The sequence below is a fragment of the Streptomyces sp. TM32 genome, from assembly GCF_004122755.1.
Lineage (GTDB): Bacteria > Actinomycetota > Actinomycetes > Streptomycetales > Streptomycetaceae > Streptomyces > Streptomyces sioyaensis.
In genome coordinates, this window is the sequence record NZ_SDIG01000029.1 from 26,055 (window position 1) to 43,552 (window position 17,498).

Sequence of the window (17,498 nt, forward strand, 5' to 3'; positions counted from 1 at the left end):
TCAGGGTAGCGACCGCGTGCAAGGTCAACAAGACCGTGACATCGGTGTGCGGGGAAAGTGTCCGAAGAGCAGCCGCCGGACACCGACGAGCGTCCGTCGTTGTTCCGGCAGCTGCCCTTTCACCACACCTAGTTGAAGCCCGGCATGCTGTTGACCTTGTTCCCGCCCGTGCCGTCGGTGGTGCCGCCCGCGGTGTCGCCGCCCGCGTCACCGCCCTGCGTCCCGCCGTTCGGCGGGTCCGCACTGGTGCCGCCGGTCGGGGTGGACGGGTCGTCCGAGGGGCGTCCGCTCGGCGGGGTGCTGGGCGGTGTGCTCGGCTTCGACGGGGTGGGCGAGGGCGACTTGCTCGGCTTCTCGCTCGGCGACGCGCTGGGCGAGGGGGTGTCGCTCGGCGTCGGCGTGGGCGTCGGCGGCACCCCGGCGCCGAGGGTCGCGTCCAGGTCGAAGTCCGGGCCGGGGTTGCCGTTCAGCGCGGCCTCGGTGTAGTCCGCCCACACCCGGGCCGGGTAGCCGCCGCCGTTGACCCGGCCGCCGCCTCCGGTGCCCTTGAGGGTGACCTGGGCGCCGCCCTTGGGCGACTCGCCGAACATGCCGACCGCGGTGACCAGCTTGGGCGTGTAGCCCACGAACCAGGCCGACTTGTTGTCGTCGGAGGTGCCGGTCTTGCCGGCCGCGCTGTAGGCGGTGTTCTTCACGGCCTGCGAGGCGGTGCCGTCGTTGACCACGCCGGTCAGCACGGAGGTGAGGGTGTCGGCGGTCTTCCGCGAGAGGACCTGGTCGCCGATCGGCTTCTTGAGCGGGAGCTTGACCTCGGCACCGTTGACGCTGTGCGTGGCCTCGGTGACCAGCGTCGGGGTGACCTTCTTGCCGTGGTTGTCGAGGGTGGCGTAGGCACCGGCCATCTGGAGCGGGCTGGCGCCCATGGTGCCCAGCGTCATGGCCGGCTTGACGTCCATCCTGGAGCCGTCCATGCCCAAGCTGACCGCGGTCTGCTTGACCTTGTCCAGGCCGACGTCGGCGCCCATCTGCGCGAAGACCGCGTTGACGGAGTTGTTGGTCGCCGTCTGGACGGAGATGTTGCCGTACTGCGCCTCGTCCTCGTTGGGCGGGGCGAAGGGGATGTCACCGCCGACGACCGGACGGCGGTTGTGGCCGTCGTAGACCGTGTTGGGGGTGATCGGCACGCCGTTCGTGGTGGTCGCGTTGTTCTCCATCGCGGAGGCGAGGATCAGCGGCTTGAACGTCGACGCCGGCTGGTAGTCGGCGCGCGTGGCGTTGTTGGTGTAGTGCTTCGGGTAGCCCGCGCCGCCGTACATCGCGACGATGTGGCCGGTCTTGGGGTCCACCGAGGTGGCGCCGAGCTGGGCGTCCGCGTCGACCTTGCGGGTCTTGGGGTCGAGGTCGTCGGTGAGCTTGCGCTGGACGGCCTTCTCCAGGTCCTTCTGCTTCTTGCGGTCGATGCCGAGGGTGACCGTCCAGCCGCCGGCCTCGAACTGCTTCTCGTCCACGCCCTGGGCGAAGAGTTCCTTCTTGGCCTCGGTCACGAGGTAGCTGGACTGACCCGTCAGACCCGGCAGCGGCTTGGGGTCCTTGGGTATCTCGAACTTCTGCTTGGCGCGCTCCTGCGGCGAGAGCCAGTGCATCTCGACCATGTTGTTGAGGGTGTACGCCCAGCGCTCCTGGACCCGCTTCTTGCCGGCCGGGCTCGCCAGGGTCCAGTCGTACTGGTTCGGCGCCTGGAGCAGCGAGGCGAGGTAGGCGCCCTCCGAGACGGTGAGCTTCTCGACGTCCTTGCGGAAGTACGCCTGGGCGGCGGCCTGGATGCCGTAGGCGCCGCGGCCGTAGTAGCTGGTGTTGATGTAGCCGGCGAGGATCTTGTCCTTGCCCAGCTTGTTGTCCACCTTGAGCGAGATGACGATCTCCTGGAGCTTGCGGCTGACCGTCTGCTCCTGGCTCAGGTAGTAGTTCTTGACGTACTGCTGGGTGATCGTCGAGCCACCCTGCTTGCCCTGTCCCCGCAGCGTGTTGAAGATGCCGCGCAGGGTGCCCTTCAGGTCGACGCCGGAGTCCTGGTAGAAGGTCTTGTTCTCGGCGGCGACGAAGCTGCGCTGCACGTCCTTGGGTATTCGGTTGAGCGCGACGTTCTCACGGTTGAGGCGGCCGACGCGGGCCATCACCTTGCCGTCGGAGTACTTGTAGACGTTGCTCTGGAGCTTGGCGTCCGCGTTGCCGTCGGTCGGCACGTCCACGTACAGGTACAGCCCGACGAAGCCGAGGATGCCCAGCAGGCACGCCCCGAGGAACGCTCCGAGGATCTTCTTCCAGGTGAAGAGGCGGCGTATGCCGGACTTCTTCTCCGTACGTTTGGCCCGGCGGGCGCTCCCCTGTCGCGCCCGTCTCGCTTCCGCTCGGCCCATCGCTTCAGCAACTCCAGTCGTTCCGCCCCCAGCTAATCCAGCTGTCGAAGCTAACACCGCATCTGTCAACAAATACTCATCGATCATGGCTATTCCTGACGTGACAAACAGCACCCGCAAAGGACGGAACCTCAGGGTGGGTGTTCTGCGTCGTCGCTCTCTCACCTGGGATCTTGCGGGTGACCTGGCTCCGCACCTCCCCTGGACGCCCGCCTCAGCGCGCGCTAAAGTGCTATCACTTTGCTAGAACTGTGACATCGTCCAATGCGGCAGACATCACGTGCCGCACCTGGAGAAACGGGGATTCTCATGTCCGAACACACCACGGCCGGCCAGACCGCCGACCCCGACGGCGAGCTCGCCGTCGACGCTCCCGAGATGCCCCGCCCGCAGGTCCGCGAGGTCACGGCGCACAGCATCCCGGGCGGCGTCGCCCTGTTGCTGACCGTCCTCGGGGTCGCGCTGGGCATCGCCGTGATCTCCGTCGGCGGGATACTCGGCTCCGGCGGCAACGACACCGCCGCCGCGCCGACGGTCATCGCCGGCGTCCTGCTGCTGTTCGGCTCGCTCTTCTGCATGACCGGCGTGAAGATGGTCGCGCCCGGCGAGGTCCGGGTCCTCCAGCTCTTCGGGCGGTACGCCGGCACCATCCGCACCGACGGACTGCGCTGGGTCAACCCGCTGACCACCGCCCGGCGGATCTCCACCCGGGTGCGCAACCACGAGACCGCGGTCCTGAAGGTCAACGATGCGTACGGCAACCCGATCGAGCTGGCCTCGATCATCGTCTGGCACGTCGAGGACACCGCCCAGGCGCTCTTCGAGGTCGACGACTTCCTGGAGTTCGTCGCCACCCAGGCCGAGGCGGCCGTGCGGCACATCGCGATCGAGTACCCCTATGACGCGCACGACGAGGACGCCCTGTCGCTGCGCGGCAACGCCGAGGAGATCACCGAGAAGCTCGCCCTCGAACTGACCGCCCGGGTCCAGGCCGCCGGCGTACGGATCATCGAGGCCCGCTTCAGCCACCTCGCCTACGCCCCCGAGATCGCCTCCGCGATGCTTCAGCGGCAGCAGGCCGGCGCGGTGGTCGCGGCCCGGCAGCAGATCGTCGAAGGTGCGGTGGGCATGGTCGAGCAGGCGCTGGACCGGATCAGTCAGCAGGGCATCGTCGAGCTGGACGAGGAGCGGAAGGCGGCCATGGTGAGCAATCTGATGGTGGTGCTGTGCGGTGACCGGGCCGCCCAGCCGGTCCTGAACACGGGCTCCCTGTACCAGTGAGCGAGTTGCTCGGCGCGCACGCCGTACGGTGCCCGCCGGGCGCCGGCGAGGCCGAGCGAAACGAGGCTTGGGCATGAGCACCCCCACCCCCGAGGAGTCCGGCGCGGGGAGCGAGCCGGCTCCCCGCGCGAGGCCGCAGCAGCGCAAGCAGGTGCTGCTGCGGCTGGACCCACTGATCCATGACGCGCTGACGCGCTGGGCCGGCGACGAACTGCGCAGCGCCAACGCGCAGATCGAGTTCCTGCTGCGCAAGGCGCTGTCGGACGCGGGGCGGCTGCCCCGGGGAGCGGGGGCGATCCCGCGGCGGGGGCGCCCGCCCAAGGAGGCGGGGGACTGAGCGGCGCCGGTCCGCCGGTGACGACGCCGTGACGACGCCGGAGCAGCGCCGCGTGAGCGCCGCCGGTCCGCCGGCCCGCCGGTGACGACGCCGGAGCGGCGGGGCGAGGGCCGGCGGACGCGGGCCCGGCCGTCCCCTATACAACGCACGTATACACCCGCGACACACCTCCGAGTAAGGTGGTCGGCATGTCAATCGGTCATACGCTGCTGGGTCTCCTGGAGTCCGGCCCCCGCCACGGCTACGACCTCAAGCGAGCCTTCGACGCGCACTTCGGCCAGGACCGCCCGCTCCACTACGGGCAGGTCTACTCCACGATGTCGCGGCTGCTGAAGAACGGCCTGGTCGAGGTGGACGCGGTGGAGGCCGGCGCGGGCCCGGAGCGCAAGCGGTACGCGATCACGGACGCCGGGATCACCGATGTCGCCCAGTGGCTGGCCCGCCCGGAGAAGCCCGAGCCCTACCTCCAGTCGACGCTCTTCACCAAGGTCGTCCTGGCGCTGCTGACCGGGCGCGACGCCGCCGAACTCCTGGACACCCAGCGCGCCGAGCACCTGCGGCTGATGCGCGGACTGACCGAGCGCAAGCGCACCGGCGACCTCGCCGACCAGCTGATCTGCGACCATGCGCTGTTCCACCTCGAAGCCGATCTGCGCTGGCTGGAGCTGACCGCCGCCCGGCTGGACAAGCTCGCCGAAGCGGTCCGCGTATGACGCCCGAGGGCTCCCTCCTCGCGGCGGAGGGGCTGTACAAGACCTACGGGGCCACGCCGGCACTCGACGGCGTGGAGTTCTCCGTCCACCCCGGCGAGGTCGTCGCCGTCATGGGCCCCTCCGGCTCGGGCAAGTCGACCCTGCTGCACTGTCTCGCCGGGATCGTCCGCCCGGACGCCGGCACCGTCCGCTACGGCCCGCACGAGCTGACCGCGCTCAGCGACGCCCGGCGCAGCGCCCTGCGCCGCACCGACTTCGGCTTCGTCTTCCAATTCGGCCAGCTGGTACCGGAGTTGACCGGCCTGGAGAACGTCGCGCTGCCGCTGCGGCTGAACGGCACCCGGCGCAAGGAGGCCGAGCGGCAGGCCCGCGAGTGGCTGGAGCGGCTGGAGGTGGACGGGGCGGCGGCCCAGCGGCCCGGTGAGATATCCGGCGGCCAGGGCCAGCGGATCGCGGTCGCCCGCGCGCTCGTCACCGGCCCGCGGGTCATCTTCGCGGACGAGCCCACCGGCGCCCTGGACTCGCTCAACGGCGAACGCGTCCTCGGCCTGCTGACCGGCGCCGCCCGGGACACCAACGCCGCGGTCGTCCTGGTCACCCACGAGGCCCGGGTCGCCGCCTACTCCGACCGGGAGATCGTGGTCCGCGACGGCACGGTGAAGGACATCCTGGCGGGTTTGCGGTGAGCCTGCCGCGCCCGCGCGCCACCGCAGCCGGCGGGCGCACCGGCAACCGTGACCGCCCCGCACCCACCGCGCCCGGCGCACCGCACCCCGGCCCCGCCGCCTGGGCCCGCGACCTCGCGCTGGGGATACGGTTCGCGGCCGGCAGCGGCCGCGAGGGCTGGATCCGTACGGCACTGACGGCCACCGGTGTCGCCCTGGGCGTCGCCGTCCTGCTGCTCGGGGCTTCCGTGCCGGGCGTGCTCGACACCCTGCACGGCCGGGAGAAGGCCCGCGAGAACCTGGGCCAGGCCCACCCGCCGCGCGCCGCCGACGACACCCTGCGCTACGCCTCGGCGGACACCGTCTTCCACGGCACCCCGATCCGCGGCCGGCTGGTGCGCCCGGACGGCGCGCATCCCCCCGTACCGCCCGGCGTCGACCGGCTCCCCGGCCCCGGCCGGATGCTGGTCTCCCCGGCGCTGAAGAAGCTGCTGGACTCCCCCCGGGCCGGCCTGCTGCGCCGGCGGCTGGACTACCGGGTGGCCGGCACCATCGGCGACGCCGGCCTGCTCGGCCCCGGCGAACTCACCTACGTCGCCCGGCCCGTCACCCTCGCCGCGGCCGACGGCTACCGCATCGACCACTTCGGCAAGGACTGGAACCCGCCGCCGATGCGGGCGCCCACCGTGCTCCTGGTGATCATGACGTGTGTGGCGCTGCTGACGCCGGTGATGGTCTTCATCGGCACCTCCGTACGGTTCGGCAACGAGCGCCGGGAACGCCGGCTGGCCGCGATCCGGCTGGTCGGCGCCGATGTCCGCACCACCCGCCGGATCGCCGCCGGTGAGGTGCTGTTCGGTTCGCTGCTGGGGCTGGTGGCGGGCGGGGCGCTGTTCCTCGCCGGGCGGCAGCTCGCCCCGGTGGTCACGCTGTGGGACATCAACGTCTTCCCCTCGGACGTGGCGCCCGGTCCGCTCGCCGCGGCGCTGATCGCCGTGCTGGTGCCGGCGGCGGCGGTCCTGGTGACGCTGTTCGCCCAGCGCGGCGTCACCGTCGAGCCGCTGGGCCTCGTCCGCCACCGCCCGCCGGTGCGCCGCCGGCTGTGGTGGCGGGTGGCGCTGCCCGCCGTGGGCGCCCTGGTGCTGGTGCCGCTGAGCCGGGAACGGCCGTGGACCGACACCCCGTTGCACACCCTCGGCCTCGCGACCGGGGCGATGCTGCTGCTGTTGGGGGTCACCACGCTGCTGCCCTGGCTGGTGCAGGCGGTGGTCGGCCGGCTGCACCGCGGCCCGGTCTCCTGGCAACTCGCCATTCGCCGCCTCCAGTTGAGCAGCGGCTCGGCCACCCGCGCGGTCAGCGGGATCACCGTCGCGGTGGCCGGCGCCATCGCGATCCACATGCTGATGACCGGGATGCAGGCCGGCTACACCCGGGCGTACGCGGAGTCCGGCAAGGAGCCGCGGCTCAGCCTGTGGGCCAACGCCAGGGACTGGCCGCAGACCCAGCGGGCGCTCACCGCGCTGCGCGCCACCCCGGGGGTGACCGCGGCCCGCGGCACGGTCGACGCCCTGGTCGGCCCGCTGCCCCACCCGCCCGGGCGCCCGGAGGACGCCGCCCGCACGACGGTCACCGTCGCCAGCTGCGCCGAACTGCGCACCCTGGCCCGGCTGGGCTCCTGCCACGACGGCTCCGTGTTCACCACCACCAGCCGCGAGGGCGCCGTCGCCCCCGGTGCGACCCTCGACCTGAGCCCGCCGAGGGACGCGTACGAGGCGGTGCGGCCGCACCCCTGGACGGTCCCCCGCACCGCCCGTACTGTCCCGCTGCTCGCGCACCGGCCCAGCCCCGACCGCGTCGTCCACGACCTGCTGGTCACCCCGTCCGCGCTCGACGTCGACAAGCTCAACGACCCCACCACGGAGTTCCAGGTCGTCTTCGACCGCTCCACCCCGGACGCGGTGGAGCACATCCGCAACACCGCCGCCCGCATCGACCCGACGATGAACGAGGTCTCCGCGGTCGACAATCCGCATGACGCGCAGTACGCCAGCATCCTCGACGGGCTGTTCGCGGGCGCCGTCGTGACGCTGCTGCTGATCGGCTCGGGCCTGATCATCTCCACCGTCGAGCAGCTCCACGAGCGCCGCCGGCTGTTGTCCGCCCTCGATGCCCACGGCACCCGCCGGGCCACCCTGGGCTGGTCGGTGCTGTGGCAGACCGCCGTGCCGGTCGTGCTCGGGCTGGGCCTGGCGCTGGGCACCGGGCTGGCGCTGGGCGCGCTGGTGCTGACGATGATCGACAGCGCGGTGATGGTGAACTGGCCGGTGGTGGCCGGGATCACCGGCATCGGCGGCGCGGTGATCCTCTTCGTGACGGCGTTGAGCCTGCCACCGCTGTGGCGGATGATGCGCCCCGACGGGCTCCGGACGGAGTGAGCCGCGCGATGTCCGGCCGGTCCCGTCCGGCGCCCGACCGGCGCCACGCCGCCCGCCGTTGGTGTGCCGACCTCGCCATGGGCGCCCGGTTCGCCGTCACCGGCGGCCGCGAGGGCTGGATCCGTACGGCCCTGACCGCGCTCGGCGTCGGCCTGGGCGTCGCCGTACTGCTGGTGGCGGCCTCCGTCCCGCACCTGCTGAACGGCGCGCAGGAGCGGCACCGGGCGCGGTCCGTCGTCCCTGCCGCGCAAGGGGCCGGCCCCTCGGACCGGTCGCTGCTGACCGCGCCGGCCGACACCGCCTTCCGCGATCTGCCGGTGCCGGGCCGGATCGTCATGGCCGAAGGACCGCATGCGCCGGTCCCGCCGGGCCTGTCGCGGCTGCCGGGCCCCGGTGAACTGGCCGTCTCCCCCGCCCTCGGGGACCTGCTCCGCTCGCCCGCGGGCAGGCTGCTCAAGGACCGCTTCCCCCACCTGCGGATCACCGCCACGATCCGCGACGAGGGCCTCACCCACCCCGGCGAACTCCTCTTCTACCAGGGCAGTGACGCCCTGCGGAGGCCCGGCTTCGGGGTCGAGCGGATCACCGCGTTCGGCGACCACGGGGAGCCGTTCCGGCCCGGTGCGCCGACGGTGCTGCTCCTGCTGGTGAGCTGTGTCGCGCTGCTCGTCCCCGTCGCCGTGTTCCTCGCGACCGCGGTGCGGTTCGGCGGGGAGCGCCGCGACCGGCGGCTCGCCGCGCTGCGGCTGGTGGGCGCCGGCCGGGCCACGACCCGGCGGATCGCCGCGGGCGAGGCGCTGGCCGGTGCGCTGTTCGGGCTGCTCACCGGCGCCGCCGTCTTCCTGGCCGGCCGGGTCCCGCTCGCCGGGATCTCCCTGTTCGGCCTCGGCGTCTTCCCCTCCGACGTGGTCCCCGACGCGCGGGTGACCGCCCTCGTGGTGCCGGCCGTGCCGCTGTGCGCGGTCGGCAGCGCGCTGTTCACCATGCGCCGGGTCACCGTGGAGCCGCTGGGCGTCACCCGCGCCGCCCGCCCGCCGCGCCGCCGGCTGTGGTGGCGCCTGCTGCTGCCGGCCGCCGGGGTGGCGCTGCTGCTGCCGCGGGCGATCGGCGTGCCGGGTTCCGGCGATGCCGCGAGCGTCCGGTTGATCCTCGGCACGGCACTGTTGCTGCTGGGGGTGGCGGCCGTGCTGCCCTGGCTGCTGGACGCCGTGGTGGCCCGGCTGAACGGCACGGCAGGCGGCAGCCAGTCGTGGCATCTTGCGGTGCGGCGGCTCCAGTTGAGCAGCACCGCGGCCACCCGCTCGGTCAGCGGGATCACCGTGGCGGTGGCCGGTACGATCGCCGTGCAGATGCTGCTGACCGGCTCCTTGAGCCTGCCCGACGCGGGGCAGACCACCACCACCGCCGCCTGGACCGAGGTGGACGCCTACGACGGCGCGGTGCCCACCGCCCGTGCCGGGCAGATGTCCGCCCTGCTGCGCGCCGCCCCGGGCGTCCGTACGGCGCACGCGCTGGTCGCCGGCCATGCCGCCCCCGCCCGCCGGCAACCGGCCCCCGACCCTGCGGCCGCCGGCGAGGGCGAGGACCCCGAGCCGTATCCGGTGACCGTCGCCGACTGTGCCACCCTGCGCCAACTGGCCCCGGTCGGCGCCTGTTCCGCCGGGGACGTCTTCCTCGTCGCGGGTCCGGACGGCGCCGCCCCCCGCCCCGGCGAACGGCTGGTGCTCAACCCGGTCGGCAGCCGCGCCGACCACCGGGTGCCCGCCCGCTGGACCGTCCCGCGCACCGCCCGCCGCGCCGCGGCCGGGACCGAGCGCCCGGTGCCCGGCCGCGACGGCCGCGGTCTGCTCGCCACCCCCGAGGCGCTGCCCCCCGCGCTGCTGCCGCGCGCCGACCTCACCTGCCTGCTGCGACTCGATCCGCACACCCCCGACGCGATCGAACACGTCCGCAACGCGGCCGCCCGGATCACCCCGCGGGCCGTCGTGTTCCGCTCCGGCCCGCCCGGCCCCGACGCAGCCGCCGCCCTGGTCAGCAGTGGCCTGACCGTCTGCGCCACCGCCGTGCTGCTGCTGATCGGCTGCGGACTGCTGCTCACCGTCCTGGAGCAACTCCGCGAACGCGCCCGCCTGTTGTCCGCCCTGGACGCCCTCGGCACCCCGCGCGCCCTGCTGGGCCGCTCGGTGCTGTGGCAGACGGCCGTTCCGGTGGTCATGGGCCTGACCCTGGCGGTCGGCTGGGGGCTGGCCCTCGGCACGCTACTGGTCCGCATGGCCGGCCGCCCGCCGCGGCCCGACTGGTGGAGCATCCTCGCCCTCACCGGCACCGCGGCCGCCGTCGTCCTGGGCGTCACCGCGCTCTGTCTGCCGTTGCTGTGGCGCCTGATGCGGCCGGATGGGCTGCGTACGGAGTGAAACTGCGAGATCATTTCGCCACCGCAGTGCCAACCAACTGCCCCAGGGGGACACTTCATGCGCAGGCTCGTCTACTGCATCGCGTCCACACTCGACGGCTTCATCGCCGGGCCCGACGGTGCGGACCCCACCGGCCCGGACGGCTTCTGGCAGGTCCCCGAGGACTACCTGGGGCACCTGGCCACCGAGCTCCCGGAGATCCTGCCCGTCCACGCCCGGTCGGCGCTCGGCATCACCGCGGACAACATCCGCTTCGACACCGTCCTGGAGGGCCGGCGCACCTATGAGATCGGCCTCAAGGCCGGCCTCACCGACGCCTACCCCCATCTGCGGCACCTCGTCTTCTCCCGGACCATGACGCAGCGCCCCGACCCGGCGGTGGAGCTGGTGGCCGACGACCCGGTGGCGACGGTCCGCGCGCTCAAGGCCGCGCCCGGCAAGGACATCTGGCTGCTGGGCGGCAGCGAACTCGCCGGTGCGCTCTACCCGGAGATCGACCAGCTGCTCCTCAAGCTGAGCCCGCTGACCCTGGGGCACGGCATCCCGCTCTTCTCCCCCGGCACCGCCTTCGACCCGCGTACCTGGGAGCTGACCGAGCACACCCTCCTGCAGAGCGGCGCGGCCTTCCTGACGTACACCCGTCCCGCGGCGGCATGACGCGCGGGGCTCAGTCCGTGGCGATCCGCACCGGCAGGCCGCGCAGGGCGCCCCGCAGGGCGCGGGCGAACTCCTCGAACTCGTCCTGGCGTGCCGCGCCGGTCCGCATGGCCAGCGCGATGGTCCGCGACGGCGCCGGGTCCGCGAAGTACCCGGTGGTGAGCTGGTCGTTGCGGTCGGTCTCGACCCGGAGCGCGGTGCGCGGCAGCAGGGTCACCCCGAGGCCGCCGGCCACCAGCTGCACCAGGGTGGACAGGCCCGCCGCACTGGTCGTCACGGGGGTGTTCTCGTCCCGTCCGGCCTCCCGGCAGATGTCCAGGGCCTGATCGCGCAGGCAGTGGCCCTCGTCGAGCAGCAGCAGATCCAGCTCCTTCAGGGCCTGGCGCGGGATGTCGCCGCGGCCGCCGAGCCAGTGCTCCTTGGGGGCCACCAGGACGAAGTCCTCGTCGAACAGTGGGAGTTCGGTGACCTGGGGCACCCCGAGGGGCACGGCGAGCAGCAGCAGGTCGAGCCGCCCCTGGGCCAGGCCCTCCAGGAGGGAGGCGGTCTGCTCCTCGTGCACCTGGAGGTCCAGCGCGGGATAGGCGTCATGGACCAGCCGCAGCACGGCCGGCAGCAGATACGGTGCGACGGTCGGGATGACGCCGAGCCGCAGCACCCCCGTGAACGGCGCGCGGGCCGCCTCCGCCTCCTCCAGCAGATCCCCGACGGCCTCCAGGACCACACGGGCCCGCGCGGCCACCCGCTCCCCCGCGGGCGACAACAGCACCCTGCGCGTCGTACGCTCCAGCAGCTGCACGCCGAGGGTCTCCTCCAACGCGGAGACCGCCCCGGACAGCGCGGGCTGGCTCATCCCGATCTCGGCCGCCGCCTCGCGGAAATGCAGATGCTCGGCCACCGCCGCGAACGCCCGCAGCTGGGCCAGGCTGGGCTGGCGGGGCCGCCCGCCCTGACTCGCCGGCGAAGCCACTGATAACCACCTCCGATCAACATCAACCAGTCTAGCTATTTCACTGATCAATGCCTCCTGTGGCACTGTGAGACCCGTCCAAGCCTCAAGGAAAGCCCCCAAAAGGGACTTTCTGCGCAACAAGGAGAGTACGTGCTCACTGTCGGTGACAAGTTCCCCGAGTTCGACCTGACCGCCTGCGTCTCGCTGGAGAAGGGCCAGGAGTTCGAGCAGATCAACCACAAGACCTACGAGGGCAAGTGGAAGATCGTCTTTGCGTGGCCCAAGGACTTCACCTTCGTGTGCCCCACCGAGATCGCCGCGTTCGGCAAGCTGAACGACGAGTTCGCCGACCGTGACGCCCAGGTCCTCGGCTTCTCCGGCGACTCCGAGTTCGTGCACCACGCCTGGCGCAAGGACCACCCGGACCTGACCGACCTGCCCTTCCCGATGCTCGCCGACTCCAAGCACGAGCTCATGCGCGACCTGGGCATCGAGGGCGAGGACGGCTTCGCGCAGCGCGCCGTCTTCATCGTCGACCAGAACAACGAGATCCAGTTCACCATGGTGACCGCCGGCTCCGTGGGCCGTAACCCCAAGGAGGTCCTGCGGGTCCTCGACGCCCTGCAGACCGACGAGCTGTGCCCCTGCAACTGGTCCAAGGGCGACGACACCCTCGACCCGGTCGCGCTGCTCTCGGGCGAGTGACTCTCCACCAGCGAACTGGAGGCTGATCCGACATGGCTCTCGACGAGCTGAAGTCCGCCGTACCGGACTACGCCAAGGACCTCAAGCTGAACCTCGGTTCGGTCATCGGCAACAGCGACCTGCCGCAGCAGCAGCTGTGGGGCACCGTCCTGGCCTGCGCGATCGCCTCGCGCTCGCCGAAGGTGCTGCGCGAGCTGGAGCCGGAGGCCAAGGCCAACCTCTCCGCCGAGGCGTACACCGCCGCCAAGTCGGCGGCCGCCATCATGGCGATGAACAACGTCTTCTACCGGACCCGGCACCTGCTGTCGGACCCGGAGTACGGCACCCTGCGGGCCGGGCTGCGGATGAACGTCATCGGCAACCCGGGCGTGGACAAGGTCGACTTCGAGCTGTGGTCGCTGGCCGTCTCGGCCATCAACGGCTGCGGCATGTGCCTGGACTCGCACGAGCAGGTGCTCCGTAAGGCCGGGGTGGACCGCGAGACGATCCAGGAGGCCGTGAAGATCGCGTCCGTCCTGCAGGCCGTCGGCGCCACCCTGGACGCCGAGGCCGCGCTCGCCGAGTAACTCCGCCGCGCGCGACACACGCAGCACGGAACCCCGCAGACGTCAGGTCTGCGGGGTTCCGTGCTGCGCGCGCGGCGGGCTACTCCCGCCCCTCCGGGGACGGTTGCGGCGCCGGGGGCGGGGTCGGTGCGAGGGCGAGCGCCGTGGCACCGCGCGGAGCCACCGACATCCGCAGCGCCTGCTCCCTGGAGTAGGAACGGAGGTAGCCGACCGCCGTATTGATGACCGCCACCAGCGGGACCGCGACGACCGCACCGCCGATGCCCGCGATCAGCCCGCCCGCGGCGACCGAGAGGATCACCGCGAGCGGGTGGACCCGCACCGCCCGGCCCAGGATGAACGGCTGGAGGACATGGCCCTCGATCTGCTGCACGGCCAGCACGACCGCCAGCACCATCAGCGCGGTGAACACCCCGTTGGCCACCAGGGCGATCACACACGCCAGCGCCCCCGAGACCACCGCACCGACCAGCGGGATGAACGCGAACAGGAAGATGAAGACGGCGAGCGGAACGGCCAGCGGCACATTGAGGAAATACAGCCCGATGCCGATGAAAATGGCGTCGATCAGGGCGACCACGACCGTGCCGCGCACATAGGCGGTCAGCGTCCGCCAGGCCCGCGGCCCGGCGCCCGCCACGCCCTCCCGGGCCGCGCTCGGGACCAGCTTGAGCAGCCAGTTCCAGATCCGGCGGCCGTCATAGAGCAGGAAGAGCGTGGTGAACATCGCCAGCAGGATGCCGGTGAAGACCTCCAGGACGACGGTGACGCCCTCCAGGCCGACCGAGGTGATCGCCTCGGTGTTGGCGCCGATCGCGTCCTGGAGGTTCTTGGCGATGTGGTTGATCTGAGACTCGGTCACATGGAACGGGCTCTTCAGCAGCCAGCCCTTGAGCTCGGTGATGCCCTCCTGGATGCGGCTGGACACCGAGTCGATGTTGTCCTGGACCTGCCAGACCACGAACCATCCGACCAGGCCCATCACGACGAACCCGCCGATGAAGGTCAGCGCGGTGGCCGGCCCGCGCGGCAGCCCGCGCCGGCGCAGCCACCCCACCGTGGGCTGCAGCAGTGCGGTGATCAGCGTCGCCGCGATGAAGGCCAGCACGACCAGTTCGATGGTGGTGATGACCCGGGCGAGCACCCAGAGCGTGGCGGCCAGCACCAGCAGCCGCCAGCCCGCCTCGGCGGCGACCCGTACGCCCCACGGCACCGCGTCGACCGGATCGGGGCGCGCCGCGACGGCCGGGGCATAGGCGGGCGGCGGGGGAACGGTGTCCGGCGGTGCGGGCGGGTCGGCGGACGGCGCGAGCTCGGCCGCGGGGTGCGGCACCCCGTCCGTCGCTTCCGGCAGCTGGGTACGGGGAACGGTGAGCGTGCCCAGCGCGCCCTCGCGCGCCGGACCTCCGTCTGCCGGGCCGTCGGCCGCAGGGGCGTCCGCGTGCCCGGCACGCCTCAGCTCTTCCGGGTCGTCGGCAACCGCCGCGGCTTCGGCAAGCCGGCGCTGCTGCTCCAGCCGCTGCGAGAGCCGCGTCAGACCGGCGCCGAGGCCACCGACCCACTGAGGCAATCTGGACATGTGCCTTCCTCTTCCCCTCCCGCACGCCACACCTTGACGGGCACGACGTTACCCGTGCCGGACGCACGAAACCCCCGACGCTGCCGCGTTCGGGGGTTTCGGAGGTGCGGAGGTGGGCCGGCCGGTCTAGTACCAGCTGTTGGCCTGCCAGAACGACCAGGCGCCACAGGGGCTGCCGTAGCGGTCGTTCATGTAGTTCAGGCCCCACTTGATCTGGGTGGCCGGGTTCGTCTGCCAGTCGGAGCCGGCCGACGACATCTTGGAGCCGGGCAGCGCCTGGACCAGACCGTAGGCGCCCGAGCCGGCGTTGGTGGCCTTGTAGTTCCAGCCGGACTCGTGGTCCACGATGTTGCTGAAGCACTGGAACTGGTCGCCGGCCATCATCTGGCGCGCGATGGCCTGCGTCTCGGCAATGGTGTACGAGCTCTTGCCGACCAGGTCGCCCAGGTCCCCGCGGGAGGAGGAGCGGGACGCGGCCAGCTCCTTCTTCTTGCGGGCGTCGGCGTCCTTCTTGGCCTTCGCCTCGTCCGCGGCGTCCTTCTTGCTCTTCGCGGTCTCAGCGGCGGCCTTGCGAGCCGACTCCTGCGCAGACTTGAGGGCTGCCGCATCCGCCTGGGTGGACTGGTCGTCCGCCTGCTGCGTCAGGGAAGCCGTCTGCACCTGTGCCTGAGCGCCTGCGGGGATGTCGGCGATCGTCGCGTCGGCAGCGGCCGCCTCGGTGTTGCCGACCGAGGGCGCCTCGTTGCCTGCAGCGACGCCGACCACGGCGCCGACGGTGGTGACCGCGGTGGCGGATGCCACGGCGAATCCCCGGACCGAGATCCGGCTCACACGTTTTCCTTCCAGCGTCGCCCGCATAGGTGACCTCGCGGACGCAATCGTGCCCCTGGCGCTGGTCTCCCCTTGTTCCGGACCCGGTTGAGCGGGTGGGACCGGCTGGTCACGGGAGGCACTGGCCCGGTACGTCCCCCTCGGGGTCCGCGTGGTGCTCGGGCGGCATACGGCGACGCGCTATGAAGTTCGATCGTTCTACACCGCTGGGGGTGTTGGGTGCCGTATGCGGGGCCTGACAGGACCCAGACTCTGCCCGAACGGCACGCCGGGAATCAATTCCCCGCTGGGTGTGAAAGCTCACACCCCGTTTACCGTCAAGTATTTTCGGATAACCGTGCACAGCGCGGCGCCGCCCGGCTAAGCTCCTTCGCTTCGCCGGGCGGCGCCCTGTTCACAACGGGTCAGATCCTGCCGTCCTCCAGCATTTCGGTCACCAGCGCCGCGATCGGCGAGCGCTCCGAGCGGTTCAGCGTGACGTGGGCGAACAGCGGATGCCCCTTCAGCTTCTCCACCACGGCCACCACGCCGTCGTACCGCCCGACCCGGAGGTTGTCGCGCTGGGCGACGTCATGGGTCAGCACCACCCGGGAGTTGGCGCCGATACGGGACAGAACCGTCAAAAGGACGTTCCGTTCCAGTGACTGGGCCTCGTCCACGATGACGAACGCGTCGTGCAGCGACCGCCCCCGGATGTGGGTCAGCGGCAGCACCTCCAACATGCCGCGCCCCACCACCTCTTCGATGACGTCCTTGGTGGTCACCGCGGACAGGGTGTCGAAGACGGCCTGGGCCCAGGGGCTCATCTTCTCCGCCTCGCTGCCCGGCAGATAGCCCAGCTCCTGCCCGCCGACGGCGTACAGCGGGCGGAACACCATCACCTTGCGGTGCTGCCGACGCTCCAATACGGCCTCCAGGCCCGCACACAGCGCCAGCGCCGACTTGCCCGTACCGGCCCGCCCGCCCATCGAGACGATCCCGACGTCCGGGTCGAGCAGCAGGTCCAGCGCGATCCGCTGCTCGGCGCTGCGGCCGTGGATGCCGAAGGCCTCCCGGTCGCCCCGTACCAGCCGGATCCCGCCGTCGGAGGTGACCCGCCCGAGCGCCTTGCCGCGCTCGGACTGCAGCACAAGTCCGGTATGCACCGGCAGTTCGGACACTTCCGGCACCTGGGCGGTCTCGGCGGCGAACAGCTCGTCGACCTGTTCCGCGGACAGGGTCAGTTCGGCCATCCCCGTCCAGCCGGAGTCGGTGATCGCCAGCTCGGCACGGTACTCCTCGGCCAGCAGCCCGACCGAGGACGCCTTGATGCGCAGCGGCAGATCCTTGGAGACGACCGTGACGTCGTACCCCTCGGCCTGGAGATTGCGCGCCACCGCGAGGATCCGCGAGTCGTTGTCGCCGAGCCGGAAGCCCGCGGGCAGGATCCCCGGGTCGGAGTGGTTCAGCTCGACCCGGAGCGTCCCACCCAGGTCCCCGATGGGGATGGGCGCGTCCAGCCTCCCGAACTGCACCCGGTACTCGTCCAGCAGACGCAGCGCCTGCCGCGCGAAGTAGCCGAGCTCCGGATGGTGTCTCTTGGCCTCCAGTTCCGTGACCACGACGACCGGCAGCACGACCTCGTGCTCGTCGAAGCGGGACATGGCGCCTGGATCCGCCAGCAGGACACTGGTGTCGAGGACATAGGTGCGCCGGTCGTTGTCACGGCGCTGTTTGCTGTTCACCACGGTGGGAGGAACCCCCTCGGATGAGGTCGGGGTGCGACGGCGTCGCGGGGCGGTGTGCTCCTGGGACGACCGCGCCGCCAGCTACCGCTGGACGGCGTCCCCAGGACCCCCGGCCATCTCGTGACCGGACCGGGCTCGGACCACCTTGCGCGGGCCGAGCGCCGGCCCTCCGCGTCGACCGTGCGGTGCGCACGGACCTCCGTGATGTGCAAAGGGCCT

General features: G+C 71.9%; 14 protein-coding genes. 9 read left to right on the forward strand and 5 right to left on the reverse strand.

The window, feature by feature from the left end; all coding sequences use genetic code 11:
- Nucleotides 1–128: 128 nt before the first annotated feature.
- Nucleotides 129–2,417, reverse strand: a complete 2,289-nt coding sequence (locus EST92_RS10030) for a transglycosylase domain-containing protein (protein ID WP_129280591.1) — start codon at nucleotides 2,415–2,417, stop codon at nucleotides 129–131.
- A gap of 309 nt (nucleotides 2,418–2,726) precedes the next feature.
- Here EST92_RS10030 and EST92_RS10035 point away from each other — a divergent pair, with 309 nt between their 5' ends.
- The 7 genes from EST92_RS10035 to EST92_RS10065 all read left to right on the forward strand — a co-directional run bounded on the left by EST92_RS10035 (nucleotide 2,727) and on the right by EST92_RS10065 (nucleotide 10,919).
- On the forward strand, nucleotides 2,727–3,698 hold the full coding sequence (locus EST92_RS10035; protein ID WP_129280592.1) for an SPFH domain-containing protein: 972 nt from the start codon (nucleotides 2,727–2,729) through the stop codon (nucleotides 3,696–3,698).
- 73 nt (nucleotides 3,699–3,771) lie between these two features.
- Nucleotides 3,772–4,035, forward strand: a complete 264-nt coding sequence (locus tag EST92_RS10040) for a hypothetical protein (protein ID WP_129280593.1) — start codon at nucleotides 3,772–3,774, stop codon at nucleotides 4,033–4,035.
- A gap of 188 nt (nucleotides 4,036–4,223) precedes the next feature.
- Nucleotides 4,224–4,748, forward strand: coding sequence for a PadR family transcriptional regulator (locus EST92_RS10045; RefSeq protein ID WP_129280594.1), 525 nt, complete (start codon nucleotides 4,224–4,226; stop codon nucleotides 4,746–4,748).
- Nucleotides 4,745–5,434 (forward strand): ABC transporter ATP-binding protein, encoded by a 690-nt coding sequence (locus EST92_RS10050; protein WP_129280595.1) that lies wholly within the window; start codon nucleotides 4,745–4,747, stop codon nucleotides 5,432–5,434. Before EST92_RS10045 ends, EST92_RS10050 begins: the two co-directional genes overlap by 4 nt.
- On the forward strand, nucleotides 5,431–7,848 hold the full coding sequence (locus EST92_RS10055; protein WP_129280596.1) for an FtsX-like permease family protein: 2,418 nt from the start codon (nucleotides 5,431–5,433) through the stop codon (nucleotides 7,846–7,848). The genes EST92_RS10050 and EST92_RS10055 overlap by 4 nt, the downstream gene beginning before the upstream one ends.
- Nucleotides 7,849–7,856: 8 nt before the next feature.
- Nucleotides 7,857–10,262 (forward strand): FtsX-like permease family protein, encoded by a 2,406-nt coding sequence (locus EST92_RS10060; RefSeq protein WP_129280597.1) that lies wholly within the window; start codon nucleotides 7,857–7,859, stop codon nucleotides 10,260–10,262.
- A gap of 57 nt (nucleotides 10,263–10,319) precedes the next feature.
- Nucleotides 10,320–10,919 (forward strand): dihydrofolate reductase family protein, encoded by a 600-nt coding sequence (locus EST92_RS10065; RefSeq protein ID WP_129280598.1) that lies wholly within the window; start codon nucleotides 10,320–10,322, stop codon nucleotides 10,917–10,919.
- A gap of 10 nt (nucleotides 10,920–10,929) precedes the next feature.
- On the opposite strand, the gene EST92_RS10070 is transcribed toward EST92_RS10065, so the two are convergent.
- Entirely contained in the window at nucleotides 10,930–11,889 is a 960-nt protein-coding gene (locus EST92_RS10070) for a hydrogen peroxide-inducible genes activator (RefSeq protein ID WP_129280599.1), read from the reverse strand.
- 132 nt (nucleotides 11,890–12,021) lie between these two features.
- Between EST92_RS10070 and EST92_RS10075 the strand changes: the two genes are divergently transcribed.
- Nucleotides 12,022–12,576 (forward strand): peroxiredoxin, encoded by a 555-nt coding sequence (locus tag EST92_RS10075; protein ID WP_042148025.1) that lies wholly within the window; start codon nucleotides 12,022–12,024, stop codon nucleotides 12,574–12,576.
- 32 nt (nucleotides 12,577–12,608) lie between these two features.
- A complete protein-coding gene (locus tag EST92_RS10080; RefSeq protein ID WP_129244225.1) occupies nucleotides 12,609–13,142 on the forward strand; it encodes an alkyl hydroperoxide reductase in 534 nt (177 codons plus the stop codon).
- A gap of 79 nt (nucleotides 13,143–13,221) precedes the next feature.
- On the opposite strand, the gene EST92_RS10085 is transcribed toward EST92_RS10080, so the two are convergent.
- From EST92_RS10085 to EST92_RS10095, 3 genes are all read right to left on the reverse strand, one after another.
- Nucleotides 13,222–14,721, reverse strand: coding sequence for an AI-2E family transporter (locus EST92_RS10085; protein WP_129280600.1), 1,500 nt, complete (start codon nucleotides 14,719–14,721; stop codon nucleotides 13,222–13,224).
- Nucleotides 14,722–14,847: 126 nt separating this feature from the next.
- The gene (locus EST92_RS10090; protein WP_129280601.1) at nucleotides 14,848–15,552 is read right to left on the reverse strand and encodes a transglycosylase SLT domain-containing protein; all 705 of its coding nucleotides are present in this window, start codon (nucleotides 15,550–15,552) and stop codon (nucleotides 14,848–14,850) included.
- A 404-nt stretch (nucleotides 15,553–15,956) separates the two neighbouring features.
- On the reverse strand, nucleotides 15,957–17,279 hold the full coding sequence (locus EST92_RS10095; RefSeq protein WP_129244221.1) for a PhoH family protein: 1,323 nt from the start codon (nucleotides 17,277–17,279) through the stop codon (nucleotides 15,957–15,959).
- Nucleotides 17,280–17,498: the final 219 nt, after the last annotated feature.

What these genes read in the sequence shown, in the direction of transcription:
- EST92_RS10065 (WP_129280598.1), top strand. Translation starts at nt 10,320, where the DNA reads ATGCGCAGGCTCGTCTACTGCATCGCGTCCACACTCGACGGCTTCATC.
- EST92_RS10080 (WP_129244225.1), top strand. Translation starts at nt 12,609, where the DNA reads ATGGCTCTCGACGAGCTGAAGTCCGCCGTACCGGACTACGCCAAGGAC.
- EST92_RS10060 (WP_129280597.1), top strand. Translation starts at nt 7,857, where the DNA reads ATGTCCGGCCGGTCCCGTCCGGCGCCCGACCGGCGCCACGCCGCCCGC.
- EST92_RS10045 (WP_129280594.1), top strand. Translation starts at nt 4,224, where the DNA reads ATGTCAATCGGTCATACGCTGCTGGGTCTCCTGGAGTCCGGCCCCCGC.
- EST92_RS10030 (WP_129280591.1), bottom strand. Translation starts at nt 2,417, where the DNA reads ATGGGCCGAGCGGAAGCGAGACGGGCGCGACAGGGGAGCGCCCGCCGG.
- EST92_RS10040 (WP_129280593.1), top strand. Translation starts at nt 3,772, where the DNA reads ATGAGCACCCCCACCCCCGAGGAGTCCGGCGCGGGGAGCGAGCCGGCT.
- EST92_RS10035 (WP_129280592.1), top strand. Translation starts at nt 2,727, where the DNA reads ATGTCCGAACACACCACGGCCGGCCAGACCGCCGACCCCGACGGCGAG.
- EST92_RS10050 (WP_129280595.1), top strand. Translation starts at nt 4,745, where the DNA reads ATGACGCCCGAGGGCTCCCTCCTCGCGGCGGAGGGGCTGTACAAGACC.
- EST92_RS10085 (WP_129280600.1), bottom strand. Translation starts at nt 14,721, where the DNA reads ATGTCCAGATTGCCTCAGTGGGTCGGTGGCCTCGGCGCCGGTCTGACG.